The 13,758-nt window shown below is 63.8% G+C and carries 11 protein-coding genes; 5 read left to right on the top strand and 6 right to left on the bottom strand.

The features are described from left to right. Nucleotides 1–33: 33 nt before the first annotated feature. From ASE70_RS18045 to ASE70_RS18075, 6 genes are all read right to left on the bottom strand, one after another. Nucleotides 34–1,539, bottom strand: coding sequence for a glycoside hydrolase family 32 protein (locus ASE70_RS18045; RefSeq protein ID WP_056507770.1), 1,506 nt, complete (start codon nucleotides 1,537–1,539; stop codon nucleotides 34–36). After that, the gene (locus ASE70_RS18050; protein ID WP_200910869.1) at nucleotides 1,536–2,912 is read right to left on the bottom strand and encodes a sugar porter family MFS transporter; all 1,377 of its coding nucleotides are present in this window, start codon (nucleotides 2,910–2,912) and stop codon (nucleotides 1,536–1,538) included. Before ASE70_RS18050 ends, ASE70_RS18045 begins: the two co-directional genes overlap by 4 nt. Further along, nucleotides 2,905–3,867 (bottom strand): ROK family protein, encoded by a 963-nt coding sequence (locus tag ASE70_RS18055; RefSeq protein WP_056507885.1) that lies wholly within the window; start codon nucleotides 3,865–3,867, stop codon nucleotides 2,905–2,907. The genes ASE70_RS18050 and ASE70_RS18055 overlap by 8 nt, the downstream gene beginning before the upstream one ends. Before the next feature lie 237 nt (nucleotides 3,868–4,104). Further along, nucleotides 4,105–5,190, bottom strand: coding sequence for an ROK family transcriptional regulator (locus tag ASE70_RS18060; protein ID WP_235520057.1), 1,086 nt, complete (start codon nucleotides 5,188–5,190; stop codon nucleotides 4,105–4,107). A 1,146-nt stretch (nucleotides 5,191–6,336) separates the two neighbouring features. Then, nucleotides 6,337–7,155, bottom strand: a complete 819-nt coding sequence (locus ASE70_RS19405) for a phage antirepressor N-terminal domain-containing protein (protein ID WP_082451125.1) — start codon at nucleotides 7,153–7,155, stop codon at nucleotides 6,337–6,339. 23 nt (nucleotides 7,156–7,178) lie between these two features. After that, entirely contained in the window at nucleotides 7,179–7,445 is a 267-nt protein-coding gene (locus ASE70_RS18075; RefSeq protein WP_056507775.1) for a hypothetical protein, read from the bottom strand. Between the two features lie 146 nt (nucleotides 7,446–7,591). On the opposite strand from ASE70_RS18075, the gene ASE70_RS21150 reads away from it, so the two are divergent. The 5 genes from ASE70_RS21150 (at nucleotide 7,592) to ASE70_RS18100 (ending at nucleotide 13,744) form a co-directional block, all read left to right on the top strand. Beyond that, nucleotides 7,592–7,720, top strand: coding sequence for a CopG family transcriptional regulator (locus ASE70_RS21150; RefSeq protein WP_162233651.1), 129 nt, complete (start codon nucleotides 7,592–7,594; stop codon nucleotides 7,718–7,720). A gap of 803 nt (nucleotides 7,721–8,523) precedes the next feature. Next, nucleotides 8,524–9,138: a hypothetical protein gene (locus ASE70_RS18085; protein WP_156356333.1), complete on the top strand. Its 615-nt coding sequence runs from the start codon at nucleotides 8,524–8,526 to the stop codon at nucleotides 9,136–9,138. Between the two features lie 16 nt (nucleotides 9,139–9,154). After that, nucleotides 9,155–12,031, top strand: a complete 2,877-nt coding sequence (gene mobF, locus ASE70_RS18090; protein ID WP_056507781.1) for a MobF family relaxase — start codon at nucleotides 9,155–9,157, stop codon at nucleotides 12,029–12,031. Between the two features lie 6 nt (nucleotides 12,032–12,037). After that, nucleotides 12,038–12,286, top strand: coding sequence for a hypothetical protein (locus tag ASE70_RS18095; RefSeq protein ID WP_056507784.1), 249 nt, complete (start codon nucleotides 12,038–12,040; stop codon nucleotides 12,284–12,286). 177 nt (nucleotides 12,287–12,463) lie between these two features. Continuing rightward, nucleotides 12,464–13,744: a phospholipase D family protein gene (locus tag ASE70_RS18100; protein WP_056507786.1), complete on the top strand. Its 1,281-nt coding sequence runs from the start codon at nucleotides 12,464–12,466 to the stop codon at nucleotides 13,742–13,744. The last annotated feature ends 14 nt before the right edge of the window (nucleotides 13,745–13,758 follow it).

Genomic DNA, 13,758 nt, shown 5'->3' on the forward strand with positions numbered 1-13,758 from the left:
GTCGCTGCCGCCGTATCGACGAAGCGGATCATGTCATCGCGCCGCCGCCTTCGCCGTCATCGGCCACGCCTGCATCGTCAGGCGTGCCGCCCCGCCGCGCGCCATTGCGCTCCAACGAAGCTGTCCACCGCCGCGAAAGAAGCGATCGGTGATCGTCCGCGTGCCATCCGCAGCATAGACTTCGAGGATCGATTCATCGGCCAGCACTCGCAGGCGTATCTTGCGCCCCTTCAGGTCGACCGGAGCGATATGGCGGTTGGCGAATCCGTCGTGGAAATGCGGCCCCGACCGGGTGCGATCGACGAACAGTTCGTCCACGCCAGGATTGACCCCGATCAGCGTCTGATACCCCTGTTCGTCGGTCAGTGCGATTGTGACCTGTTCGGCAGTGTCGGTGTCAAGGTCGATGGTCAGGTCGGCCGATCCACCCGCGATAGGCAGGTCGGTCGGCGTCTCGCCCAGCGTCGCTGAGAAGTCCCGCCGCGCGCCGCGCAACGTCGCGACCTCGCGCACCGGCATCTGCGCGATGCGATAGCCGGCGGGTGTCTTTTTCAAAGTCACTTCGCGCGGCACGGTCATCAGCCCGCGAGCCGGCCAGGTCGGGATCGCCTCAGCATAGCGCCAGTCGTTCGCCCATCCGATCCAGATCCGGCGCGCATCGGTCTTCGGCAAATCGTTCCACGATACGGCGGCATAGAAATCCGCGCCGTAATCCATCCAGTGTGCCTCGCCCGGCCAACCGGGAACGGTAGTAAACCGCTTGCCGTCGAAATCGCCGACGAAATACTGCCCGCCCGAACCGCCACCGACGGCATTGTCGCCCAGGTTGATGCCCAGCACCCAGCGCTTCTCACCCGGGGTGCCACCCTCGACCGGCAGCTCGAACAGGTCGGGGCATTCCCAGTTCTTGCCGCGCGCACCGGCGGGGCCGAAGCTGCTGGCAAAGGTCCATCGCTTCAGGTCGGACGAGGTGAACAGGACGGCACGGTTCTCCAGCGCCATCACCGCGACCATCACCCATCGCCTGGTCGCAGCGTGCCAGAACACCTTGGGATCTCGGAATTCAGGCGATCCTACGCTCAGCACTTCGCCATGAACGGTCCAGGTCCGGCCCTTGTCGTTGCTGTACGCGACATATTGCGACTGCAGCTTCGCCTTAGGATTATGGCCGGTATAGATCGCAACCAGCGGCGGCTTGCCGCCCTTGCCGAACCCGGTCGTGTTATTCCAGTCGACCACCGCGCTGCCCGAAAACGCCATAACGTCGCCGGTTTCGGGAATGGCGATCGGCAGTTCCTGCCAATGCACCAGATCGCGGCTAACCGCGTGGCCCCAGTTCATATGGCCCCAGCGATCGCCATGTGGGTTATACTGGTAGAACAGATGGTACTCACCCTCGTAATAAACGAGGCCATTGGGATCGTTCATCCAGTTGGCAGCCGGCGCGAAGTGATAGGCCGGGCGCGGATCGGGTCGCTGTGCCGACGCGGCGGTGGTGAGCATCAGACCGGTCATGGCGAGGATCGCGAGCCGCTTCATGCCGCATTTCCCTTCAGATTCATGTCTTCCAGCGCGACGCCGTTCGTCTCCGGCATCACCCGCACCGTCCACACCAACTGCAACAGCATCATCGCGCCGAAGAAGGCGAAGACCCATCCGCCGACCGCGCTCGCCACGATTGGGAACAGCCATGTGATCGCCGCCGCGGCGACCCAGTGGGTGGTCGATCCTAAGGCCTGCCCCTTGCCGCGCACGTGGCTGGGGAATACTTCGGAAATGAACACCCAGATCACCGCGCCCTGGCTGATGGCAAAGGCTGCGATGAAGGCGAGCAGCCCGCCCAGGATCAGCATGCCGTTGGGCGTGCTGCGTTCGAGCTGGAACCCGACCATCAGCAGCGCTGCGGCACAAACGATCGATCCAACGAGCAGCAGCGGCCGCCGGCCGAACCGGTCGATGAAAAACAACGCAGCAACAGTAAACACCAAGTTGGTGCCGCCGACCGCGATCGACTGCAACAGTGCGCTGTCGGCACCCGCCCCGGCCAGTTCGAAGATGCGCGGCGCGTAATAGAGGAGCGCGTTGATGCCGGACAGCTGGTTAAACAGCGCGATTGCGATGGCGCAGGCGACCGGAAAGCTGTGCGCGGGCTGGAACAGGCGAGTGTCGCCCTGCGCTACGTCGCGCCGCTCCGCCGCCTCGATCCGCGCTAGCTCGGCCTGCGGGTCGAGAAAGCCTAGCCGAGTCATGACCTTGATCGCTTGCCCCTTCTCGCCCTTTACCGCCAGCCAGCGCGGGCTTTCGGGCAGTAGAAAGGTGACCCCAAGGAACAACGCGGACGGCACCGCGACGATGCCGAACATCCACCGCCATGCCACTTCTGGCGGCAGCGACTGCGCAATCAGATAGTTGCTTAGGAACGCGATCAGAATGCCCAAGACAATGTTCAGCTGGTTCATCGCCACTAGGCGCCCGCGAAACTTCGCGGGCGATACCTCCGCGATATAGATCGGCGTCACCACCGACGCCGCGCCGATCGCCAGACCACCCAGGAACCGGAACGCGATCAGCATCGGCCAGCTCTGCGCCAGACCGGTGCCGAGCGACGACACGACATAGGCGATGGCGACCGACAGCATGATCGCCTTGCGACCATAGCGGTCGGCGGGCGCCCCGGTGACCAGCGACCCGATGACCGTCCCGATCAGCGCGGAGGCAACGGTGAAGCCCAGCGACGCATCGGTCAGCGCGAAACGTTCCTGCAGCGCCTGCGTCGCGCCGGAAATAACGGCGGTATCGAACCCGAACAACAGCCCGCCCAATGCCGCGCCGGCCGCGCTCAGCACGATCGCGGTCGTCGCCCGTGCATCGTCCACATCCTGCCGGCCACCCGGCGTCGCGACGCTATGCATCGGCGGTCTCCTTGTTCACTTGAAAGGGTTCAGCAGTGCGCCAGTGCATCGGCCATTGCCGGGTCGCGGTGCGATAGGCGAGTGCCAGCGCCCCAGTCAGCCCAGCCGATGCGCCCGCGGTCGGCGCGGCAATATAGTCGCTCATGTCGATCGTCCGCATGCTGGCGTCATAGCCGGCGAGCTTCGAGACCAGCGCGGCGCGCACGCGCGGATACATTTGCGGCTGCATCACGCCGCCGCCGACGATGATCCGGTCGGGCCGAATAACATAGGTCAGCGTGGCGCACAGCGCGGCGATATAGTCCGCCTCGATATCCCACGCCCGATGATCAGCGGGAAGCTGTTCGGCCGGAACGCCCCACCGCGCCCGCATCGCCGGCCCGCATGCCAGCCCTTCCAGACAGTCGCCGTGGAACGGGCAGATGCCGGCGAACGCCGCATCACCGGCGGCGCGCGGCACCGCGATATGCCCGGCCTCAGGATGGTTCGCCCCACCATGCGGCGCTCCGCCGATCAGCAGGCCGACGCCGATGCCGGTGCCGATGGTGACATAGCAGAAGCTGTCCAGCCCCTGCCCGCTGCCGAACAGCCGCTCCCCCACCGCCGCGCAATTAACGTCGGTGTCGAGCGTCATCGGTGCATCGACGCCCTCGCGGAGCGTGCCCAGCAGGTCGACATTCTCCCAACCCGGCTTAGGCGTCGAGGTGATGTAGCCGTAATCCCCGACCAGCGGGTTGAGCGACAACGGTCCGAAGCTGCCGACTGAAAATGCCGATAGTGCGCCATGGTCGCGCCGCGCATCGCGGAAGAAGGCGGTGGCCGCGCCCAGCGTTTCGGCCGGGGTGGTCGTGGCAATTCGAGTTTCGGTCAGGATGGTCCCATCACGGTCAGCGACGGCGCATAGGAACTTCGTGCCCCCCGCCTCAATCCCACCGAGCAGCAGTGGTTCGTTCACCACCGGTACCCCGCCCGGCCTTTACGACGCGAACCCACCCTCATCATCACTCTCCCCTCGCCGCCGCTTTTCACGGTCCGTACGACTAAATCTACAAAGGTGATTTAGTAGGTCAAGGGGAGAAATTAGCGCGTTATCAGTGTCTTGGGCGACAATCGTTTGCTGTTACCGCTAACGAGCCTTGGCGCTTCGTGAGGAAAAGCGGCATATCTAGTATTGCGATCGCGTTGGGCGGGGTCAGGCGCGCTTGAACAAACTACTGAGATCAGGCGAATATTGCGCGTGCAGCGGCAGCAACCCGGCCCCGATCGCTGCCGCCCGTTGCCCCAGCGTTCCGACCCGTATGTCAGGCGCAAAAAAATCTGGTGGGGCATCGGCGGCAAGCTGCCGCTCGACCGCTGCGGCGATGCCGGCCAGCTCGTGCGCGTCGAGCGATCCGTCGAGAATTACAGCCTCCAGATCGAGCAGGCTGTTGGCCCCTGCAATCGCAAAGGTCAGCGCCTCGGTACAGCGGTGACGCCAACCCTCCAGCGCGGCGGGAGTCGTCGCCCGGTCGCGGTCGTAAAGCGACGCATGATGGATAAGCGAATCGCGTCGGCCGTCGACCATGACCGGCATCGAAGCCAGCGCCCCGGCATTGCCATGCCGCCCCTGCACAACCTGCCCGGCCACCACCAGCCCGCCGCCGACAAAGGTACCGAGGTTGATGAACAGATAGCTTTGCAGGTCGCCCCCCGCCCCGCACAACAAATGCGCCAGCGTCGCGGCATTGCCATCATTGTCGAAAAAGGTCGGACAGTTCAGCCCGGCACGCAGCCGTTCGGCCACATCCTCCCGCCGCCATTCCGCCGCCTGACGTTCGGAAATGCCTAACTCGTCGCGCCATTCGCCCAGAAACCATGGCATGGCAATGCCAATGCCCAGAAACGTACCGGGCTCGCGCAGCGATGCCGGCAGTTGTTCGTGCAGAAACCGGCCGATCCGCTCCACCGCCAAATCGATGGTCGGAAACGGGCTCGCATCGCATTGCAGCGCCTGCTGCTGACCATCGAAATCGAGCAAGACCAGCGTCATCGCATTGCGCCCGATCTCGACACCAACCGTGTAACCACGCGCGCCGTTGATGCGATAAACCGTGGCCGGCTGCCCCATGCCGCCGGTGCGCTTTTCGGCTTGGAACAGCAAGCCGTCGCTATCGAGTTCGTCGATAATCCGTACGACCGCTTGCGGCGACAACCCGGTTACGCGCGCAAGTTCGGCCTTTGAAGCACCGTTCAATCGCCGGATCGCCGACAGGATCAGCCGTTCGTTATACCGCCTCATCCCGCTAGCGTTCGTGCCCTTTCGCGCCATATGCATACGGGCATCCGCTCCATTTCGACCGTTCATCTGAGCATGCCATACACAGGTTTCCTCGGAGAATACCGCGCTTTGTAGCAATTTATCTCGCGAGCGACGGTTCAGCCCCGGTAGGGAAAAAGGCGTGATCCTGGCAAAGATTGGCGTCCTGACAGGCCGGAGCCGAACAGTACCGCTGGTGTTCCCGAGGTCCGGTCACGCGAGATTGAGCCGCGGCAGTCGGGCTCAGACACGAATTCCCGAAGCGATCGCTAGGGCGGACGGTCCCGCTCGCTTCACGGCGCATTCGACCGTGCTACCGCGAGTACGGCGGACGCGAATTCCCGCTACTCGTAGCGCACAATGGTCAGCGTGCCGGGCCAGGACAAAGTCCGTGCGTTCGATGGTCAGCATCAAGATGGACACTGCCCGCTCGCGTTGCGACCCCGAATTACACGCTTTTCCCCCCGCCTCGCCCGCGCGCTTTTCGTGGCGCTTTCGACGCATGCAGCGTCCCTAGCGAAACCGGCGGGAAAGCTGGGCGGAATGCCGCCATTCTTGATCGCAGCCGCGACGCAGATCGACGCACCTGGACGGGGTGCCGGCGGCGGCCCGTGTGAACGCGTCCGGTAGCGCCAAACCCGGCGCGCGATCGCCAGCGAAAACCGGTCAGCGAACGCCTGAAAACGTCCATATCGTGTGCGTTTTCGAAGGTGGTTTAGTAGGCAGGGGGGAGGCGGGAAACTTCTTACCTGTCGAACAGTCGTGCAATTTCAATGGCTTGGGACGTTACAAAGACGCTTATCCCATCGTTACTGATAATAGACTTAGTTTCGAATATTTTGGTTTGAGAATATCGTGTTTTTACAGTGGGATAAGTGTTTTCGCTGGGGGCATGTAGGAAGCGATAACGCCGAGCGTGTTACATCGAAAATGCCGGATTTCCGCCGTTTCTTAGATCATCAAACCGGGGGATAAAGGAGATAAGACTTTTCCCGACCCCCCTCCCAAGCCGTGTTGTCGGCAGGAGGTTCGTCCTCGGCCAGCGGCGGTAGCGCACAGCAGAAGGGCCGGAGCGCGCATCCGCGTTCCGACCCTTTTCTGTACTCCGTCCGCCCGTCGGGGCAAAGCTCAGTCGGTGTCGGTGAAGACCCAGCAGTGGATGCCGCCGCCGGTCAGACGGCTGTTGACGGTCTTCGCCCCGATGTAGCGCGGGTCGCTTGCCCGCAGCGCCCGGCCCAGCTGGGTGTCGAGCTTTAACGCGATACCCGCTCGCTTGAACTCTTCTGCGAGCGCCGTGCGGTTGATGGCCAGCAGGCCGCCGGTCCGGCTGTGGTTGAAGACGACGCCGCGTCGCTTCAGTTCGGCAATGCCTGCCCAGAAAGGGGCAACCGCATCAGAGGGATGCGGGGCATCGAAGCCCAGATCATCCATCGCCGGCGGGGCCATGCCGATGTCGCGGCAGAGATCGCCGATCATCGCATGGATGACACGGCGTTCGGTGCGGTTGCGGGTGTGCTGCAACCTCGCGGTCAGCCGCAGCACCTGGTTCTGGATCGCGATGCGCGACTGGATCGGCATCGCGGCCGGTCGTTGGGCAGCGCCGTGGAAGTGATTGAACAACACCCGGAATGCACGGCGCTGATACGAGACGATGAGTTCGCGCTTGAGAGGATCGCGAACCCGATCAGGATGAAGCGTCACAAGCCACCCGTGGAACTGTTCGAGTTGGAGTGTGACCGCCTCTTGTTCACCGCCTGCAGAAGGTATGTGCGTTACAAACATACCCTGCCGGATGGCGGGGTGTCGGTTGATACGTTGATACTGCCCATTCCAGTCGAGGCCGAGGGCCGCAACGATCGGTTTCATAACAACGAAAATGTCGGCGTCTCGCTGGATTGTCGCGATCTGCTGCGTGTCGAATGGCACGAGCTCTAGTCGGGTTGCCATGGCCTATCTCCTATGAGCTAGCGTCAACCGCGACGGCCGTGGGAAAAGGTCATGTTGTCGAGCATGGTACCCAATCGATCGCTGAGGACCAGCATCAGCGCTGACAAGTTGTGGCAGGTGATTTCCGGCGTCTCGGTTGCACGTTCGATACGGCCATCAAACGCCAGCTCTGCAACACCTGCTAGCGCGTCGCGTACCAGCGTTAGGTTCATGAACTCGTTTTCGGTGATGGCGTAATGCCCTTCCTCGACAACGGAACGCCGGGTATTCTGTGAAGTAGCCTGGGCCATGGGTGATTTCCTTGGTTCGGGTCAGGCCCAGCGCAGGGTGGCAGCCTTGCGCTGGGCTGCATTTGTGATAATCACAAAATATGTCGAACGCAATATCTGATAATCAAAAAAGGCGCGTAGGGCGACCGGCGACAGGAAGCGATCCCATGGTTGGGGTTCGACTTCCTCCAGCGATTACAGCTCGGTTGGACGCTTGGGCTGATGATCGGCATGAAAGTCGAGCCGCTGCGATCCGGTTGATGATTGTCGAACGTCTAGATGCAGACGGATACTAAACGGCCACGAGGCCGCCCCCGTGTCGGTTCGATAGCTGTGTCCGTCCGCGTCCCACCGGAGGAACTAGCTGTGCTTGACCAGTGGATTGCGGAACAGCCCGACCGGCTATCTCGACCAGAAGCGTTGCGCCGGCTTGCGAAGTTGGCGATCGCGTCTGAGCAATAAGCAGCAGCTGGCAGCAATTCCGGACGGCAGTCCGGGCGGCAGTCCGGGCGGTTGCCCGTTGAAAGCCCCGGCCATCTTCCGAACAATCGACAAGCAACCGAACGCCCTGCCACGACGATTGTAGGGAGTCAGGAAGCACAGATCACGCTGCGTTCAGCTGTGATAAGTGGCTGTTTTTGCACAGTTACGACCGGTTACTAACGCGGCAGGCAGCTGCGTACGTATGCTAACAACGGATTGTTGGATACTTTTCAGCGCCGTCGATCCACTTGCGTATCGCTCATTTCTGTCGATCCTGACCGTCGTGACCCCCGGCGGACGGGCGGCAGCAATCACAGGACGAACCAGTGCGAACGACCCTTTGCGCCCCCGAGGCAGCCACGGACGCGGCTTGCCCCTGCCCCAACGAAGTGGTCGTGCGGGACATCGATCGCGTTATGGCGGATCACCTCAGCGTGCTGGATGCGTGGATGGGTGCGCTGTGGCGCGTCTGCGATCGGGCTGAGTATGAGGGTGCCCTGCCCCCGCCGCGTCATCCGACGACCGGAGATCCGGCCACGGCAGACAGGGAGGACACATGAGTTTCGGACGTAAGGCGCTCGGCAAATCGATCTCGTTCGCGCCGGGTCGCTATGCGATGCTGCAGGACGAAGCGGCTCAGGAAGGCATACCGTTCAGCGCGCTGGTCGAGCGGTATCTGGCGATGGCCATGGAACCGCGTCCTGATTCCGACGACGCTCTGCAGTCGTTGCCTGCACCGTCAGAGGCGACAGTGCCGGCAGTACGCGTCGAGCCCGCGCCGCCGGCACCCGTCGAAGTGGCGCCCCGCCCGGTCCGCGTGCTGGAGGCGGAGCCCACCGTAGATGGCGGACCGCCGCCGCGCCGTCGGCAACGCTACGCGTTCGATGGCTCGACGGGGCTCGGTATGCTGATCGGCTTTATCGCGGCGCTCGCCGTGCTGTTGCTGGTCCCCGGTGATGGCGTCGTTGCGGAGAAGATCGCACTGGCCGCGCTTGGGATGCGCGGTGACGGGTATGGCGCGGGCGTGATGTTGCTGAACCGGCACGCGGGCGAGGACGATATCACCCGCTACCTGTTCGCTACCGCCAACATTCCGGATAACCGCAAGCGGCTGTTCGCCTGTGCCAAGCGCGCCGGCAAGGGCAGCGATTATCGCGAGCTTGAGCCGTGCCGGATCTACGTTCCCGGGCAGCGGCGCGAGCGCGAGTTGTTGCAGGGCATCGTTCGATGACGTCCGGGCGGCCGCCATGCTGACCCCGGCGGTCGTCCGGTCCGCGTCCGGGGCGGCGAGCTACTATGCCGCCGATAACTACTACACCGATGGGCAGGCGACCGAGGCGAGTGTGTGGGTCGGCGAAGGGGCTGCGCAACTCGGGCTGACCGGAGAGGTTAGCCGTGAACCGTTCGAAGCGGTGTTGCGAGGCGAGCTTCCCAATGGTTCGACGATCCCGCCCGGGGCGAATGGCAACCATCGTGCTGGCATGGACTTCACCTTCTCCGCGCCAAAATCGATGTCGTTGCTAGCCTATGTTGGCGGTGACGCGCGGTTGCTGGCGGCGCACATGGCGTCCGTCCGCTCGACAGTCGGATGGATCGAGCGCAACCTTGCCGAGACGCGGGTGGCGAAGGACGGCGCACAGGAGACGGTGCGGTCGGGCAACCTGATCGTCGCACTGTTCCAGCACGATACGAGCCGGGCGTTGGATCCTCAGGCACATATCCACGCGATCATCGCCAACGCGACGCGGGGGCCGGACGGCAAGTGGCGGGCGGTTCTCAACGACGCGTTGTGGGAGGGCTATTCGACCGCCGCCTCGGTCTACAACGCGGACCTGCGGCAACGGGTTGAGGCGCTGGGCTATGCGACCGAGCGCGTTGCCAAGCATGGTCAGTTCGAGATTTCGGGCATCCCTCGCGAGGTGATCGAGCGGTTCTCCACCCGGTCCGCGGAAATCGACGCGGCGATGAAGGGTATGAAGCACCAGACACCGGAGGCGAGGTCGGCGGTGACGATTGGGACCCGGGCCGCCAAACCGGCTGAGATCGATCGGGCCGAGTTGCGCGGAGAGTGGGTAGCGCGGGCGGAGAAGACCGGCATCGATCTGCCGGCCATGGTGGCGGAAGCGAGCCGGATTGCGGCTCTCAGTCCGACGGCTTGGCGACGGTTGGTTGATGGTACGCGCGGTGTCGGTGCGCAGGGTCTCGCCCTAGCCGAACGGCTTGGCATTCGAGTGAAGGCGCCGGACCCGTTGGTGCCGGAGCGAACCGGGCGGTTGCACCCAACGGCATTTGCAGCGGCGCACGCGGTCGCTTCGGCCATCCGGCATTTGGCCGAGCGTGAGGCTGCCTTTCCAGCGCGGGAGGTGCTGAAGACGGCGCTCGATATGGGCGCGCCGATGGGTGCGGCTGCGGTCGAGACGCGGATGGCGACGTTGGTCGGTCGCGGATTGCTGATCGCGGGTGCCGACGGGCGGATGATGACGACCGCCGCTGCACTGGCGACGGAGCAGGCGATTGTCGACGGTGTGGTCGACGGCAAAGGTGCTGTGGCCCCTGTTCTGGAACAGGCCCAAGCGAAAGAGCGTGTTGCTGCGGCGGCGCGGGCGGACGGGCGGCGTTTGAACGCTGGGCAGATGAGCGCCGCCACCCGCATCCTATCAAGCACTGACAGGATCGTCGCGGTTCAGGGCGTGGCTGGCGCTGGCAAATCGTCGATGCTGAAGCCTGCGCTGGCGATCGTCGCCGAGGAAGGGCGCACCGTGCTCGGACTGGCGGTGCAGAACACGGTTGCACGGCGGCTTGGGCAGGACACTGGCATCGAGGCGCGGACCGTCGCCTCGTTCCTGCACGAGCATGATGGGCGCGTTCGGACTGACCAGCATGAGCGGCGATCGGTCGCAGTTCTCCGGGGCTCGGTCCTCGTGATCGACGAAGCGTCGATGCTCGGCAACGACGCAATGCGGCGGCTTGTCGACGTTGCCAATCGCTACGAGCTCGGAAGGCTCGTGCTGGTCGGGGATAGTCGTCAACTTGGCGCGGTCGAATGTGGGCGGCCGTTCAACATCGTCCAGCGTGTCGGCGACACAGCGTTCATGCCGACGAACCTGCGTGCCACGAACGACGAGATGCGCGCGATCCATGCCGCTGCGCAGGCCGGCAACGTCGGCGAGCTGATGGGGCTACTGAAGGCGGACACGATCGAAGCGCCGGGCGAAGGGGCCGAAACCGTCGCGCGGATGTGGATGGCGTTGCCTCCCGACGAACGCGGCCGCACCGGCATCTACACCTCCGGTCGCCAGTTGCGTGCCGACGTAAACAGCGAGGTTCAGCGGCTGCGAATAGCGAACGGCGAGCTGGGCCAAACGCCCGCCAGACTGTCAATCTACGATCCCGTTCACCTAAGCCGCGAGGAAGAGCGGATCGCGCACCATTACACCCCCGGTCGCATCGTGGAGTTTGCGAGGGACCTTCCGAGCCAGGGTATTGAGCGCGGGCTGGCGCTTGTCGTTCGATCGGGGCGCGGGGTCGTCACGTTGCAAAGGCGCAGCGGCGTCGAACAACGGTATCTGCCGGGCAAGCTTGCACCCAACCGCAGCGAGGACGCGGTGCGGGTGTTCGAGTTGCGCAAACTGACGCTGTTCGCCGGCGACCAGTTGCGCTGGACCGGCACCGACCATTCCCGCGGTTTAGTCAACGCCGACACCGCCACGCTGCGCGAGGTCCGGCCGGACGCTCTACTGATCGAAACCAACAGGGGCGAACGGGTCGAGTTGGCGCCGAAGGATCCGATGCTGCGGCGGATCGATCTAGCCTATGCCACCAGTGCTCATGCCGCCCAGGGCGCTACAAGTGATCGGGGTATCATTGTTGCCGACAGCCGTGAGGGACGCTTAATTTCTACCAGCTTGATGCGGGTGTTGACGACCCGCGTGCGGGAGCATGTGACGTTGGTCGTGGACAATGCCGTGCGGTTAGAGCGAGTTGCGGGACGCCGGGATGGTGCGAAGACGGAAGCGTCGCTTGTTGGAGAAGCCACTGCAAAGAGCGCCCGCCTGCCAGAAAAGCAGATTGCGCTCGAAATGACCGGAAGGGAGCGGGAACGATCGATCGAACTCGAAATGTAGCAAATAGTGGAGAGCGGTCTGATTGGTTTGGACATTGCCAAACTCGGCCAGCTCTTCGAGTATCGTGATGCAAAGCGGCAACAGCTGGCGGATACGGTCAGGATCGTCCCAGCCCGCTCCCCCCTTTTTGCCGCCATGGAAGAGGTTGTTGGCGGCGATATGATCTGCGCCAGCCTGCGAAGGCCGATACCGGCCTTCATCGGCAGCGACGGGATCCTTTCAGCCCGGCCGGGCCGGGGCACCGATATCGCGTGACACCAGCAAGTTCGCTTCCTTTAGTCCGGATTTGAAGCGCGAGAACCGGTAAAAGAAGTCATAGATGAGCGGGCGCAGATCATCGCCGACTTCTTCATAGTGCACTGCAACTCACCGTACTGACTGTCTCCCGGATCACGTTGACGGGCGGCACGTCTGCGAGACAAGATAGAAACTATGATCCTTCTCGACGAAACCGCCGCGCTCTCGGGCATCCGCGCGCTGCTCGCCGATGCGACCCACGCTAGGCTGGCGGTAGCCTTCTGGGGAAAGGGTGCGATCGAACGGCTGGGTCTCGACCGGCCGGGGCTCACCGCCGAGATCCTCTGCAATCTGGAATCCGGCGCCTGCAATCCCAAAGAGCTGCGCCGCCTTTACGACAATCCGAGGATCACGCTGCGCTCCCATCCCGCCCTGCATGCCAAAGTGTGGTGGACGGCGGGCGGCGCGGTGCTCGGATCTTCCAATGCGTCGGCGAACGGGCTGGCGGTCGAAGGCGACGCCGCTGGCGGATGGCACGAGGCCAATGTCGAGATCAGCGAAGCGGGCGTGCTCACTGATATCGACCGTTGGTTTACGCGGCTGTCGGATGCCGGCTATGCGGTCGGACCTGAGGATATCGATCGGGCGGCGGAGCTGTGGAATGCGCGCGTGCGGATCGCGCCCACCGGCCGCCGTCTTGCCCATACGCTGTTCGAAGCATGGCGGGCATCGCCGTCACACACCGTTTGGAAAAAACTGCATGTGGCGTTCTGCCGAGACGGTCTTACCTCCGGGGATGAAGCATGGCTGGCGCAGGAGGTCCCGGATGGGCGGCGCACCTCTGGCATCTCGGCCTACGAGGGTTGGAACGCCGCACTGTCGCCCGGTGATCTGGTGATCGATTTTGGCGTCAGCGGCCAGACATCGGACTTTGGCGGACTTTGGCAGGTTCTGCCTAAATCGCCCAAGGGGCGGCTGGTGGTCGAGGTGCGGCAGCTGGCGCTGCGCAGCCTCGGAAGGTTCGTGCTGACGGCGGAAGAGAATGCCGCGCTGTCCAGTGTTACGGCGGTTGTGCTCGCGAGGGCGGAGGACGGGCGCAATGCGCTGGTGAGTTTCGGCGAGGCGATGGCACTGATCGATGCCGGCCGGGCACCGGAGCGGCCGGCGGCACCGGACCCGCGCACGTTCGACCGGGCGATGCAGGCGATCTACGACGAGGCGGCGAGCTTCGGCTATCAGCCGACCCGATTCCGCCAGATGCTCGCCGAGCATGGCGGCGTCGAGACGGCGCGGCGGCTGATCAGAGGTTCGGCCACCAGTGGGTTCGATACGCTATGGGAGCATCAGCGGCTCGATCTCTCCGTAGAGGCACTGGTGACAGATTCAAAGTGGCGCGCATTGTTCTCAGACGAGGAAGCGAATATGGCCTCCAGGCGGCTGAAACAGTATGGCTATACGCCCGCCACGAAAGGCTGAGCGACGGCTGTCGG

Origin of the sequence: Sphingomonas sp. Leaf22 (assembly GCF_001421715.1) — a bacterium.
Taxonomy (GTDB): domain Bacteria; phylum Pseudomonadota; class Alphaproteobacteria; order Sphingomonadales; family Sphingomonadaceae; genus Sphingomonas.

Excerpts from the sequence above, each read along its gene's own strand:
- ASE70_RS18050 (WP_200910869.1), bottom strand. The coding sequence starts at position 2,912 with ATGCATAGCGTCGCGACGCCGGGTGGCCGGCAGGATGTGGACGATGCA.
- ASE70_RS21150 (WP_162233651.1), top strand. The coding sequence starts at position 7,592 with ATGGTTGGGGTTCGACTTCCTCCAGCGATTACAGCTCGGTTGGACGCT.
- ASE70_RS18085 (WP_156356333.1), top strand. The coding sequence starts at position 8,524 with ATGCTGCAGGACGAAGCGGCTCAGGAAGGCATACCGTTCAGCGCGCTG.
- ASE70_RS18045 (WP_056507770.1), bottom strand. The coding sequence starts at position 1,539 with ATGAAGCGGCTCGCGATCCTCGCCATGACCGGTCTGATGCTCACCACC.
- ASE70_RS19405 (WP_082451125.1), bottom strand. The coding sequence starts at position 7,155 with ATGGCAACCCGACTAGAGCTCGTGCCATTCGACACGCAGCAGATCGCG.
- ASE70_RS18075 (WP_056507775.1), bottom strand. The coding sequence starts at position 7,445 with ATGGCCCAGGCTACTTCACAGAATACCCGGCGTTCCGTTGTCGAGGAA.
- ASE70_RS18100 (WP_056507786.1), top strand. The coding sequence starts at position 12,464 with ATGATCCTTCTCGACGAAACCGCCGCGCTCTCGGGCATCCGCGCGCTG.
- ASE70_RS18060 (WP_235520057.1), bottom strand. The coding sequence starts at position 5,190 with ATGAGGCGGTATAACGAACGGCTGATCCTGTCGGCGATCCGGCGATTG.
- mobF (WP_056507781.1), top strand. The coding sequence starts at position 9,155 with ATGCTGACCCCGGCGGTCGTCCGGTCCGCGTCCGGGGCGGCGAGCTAC.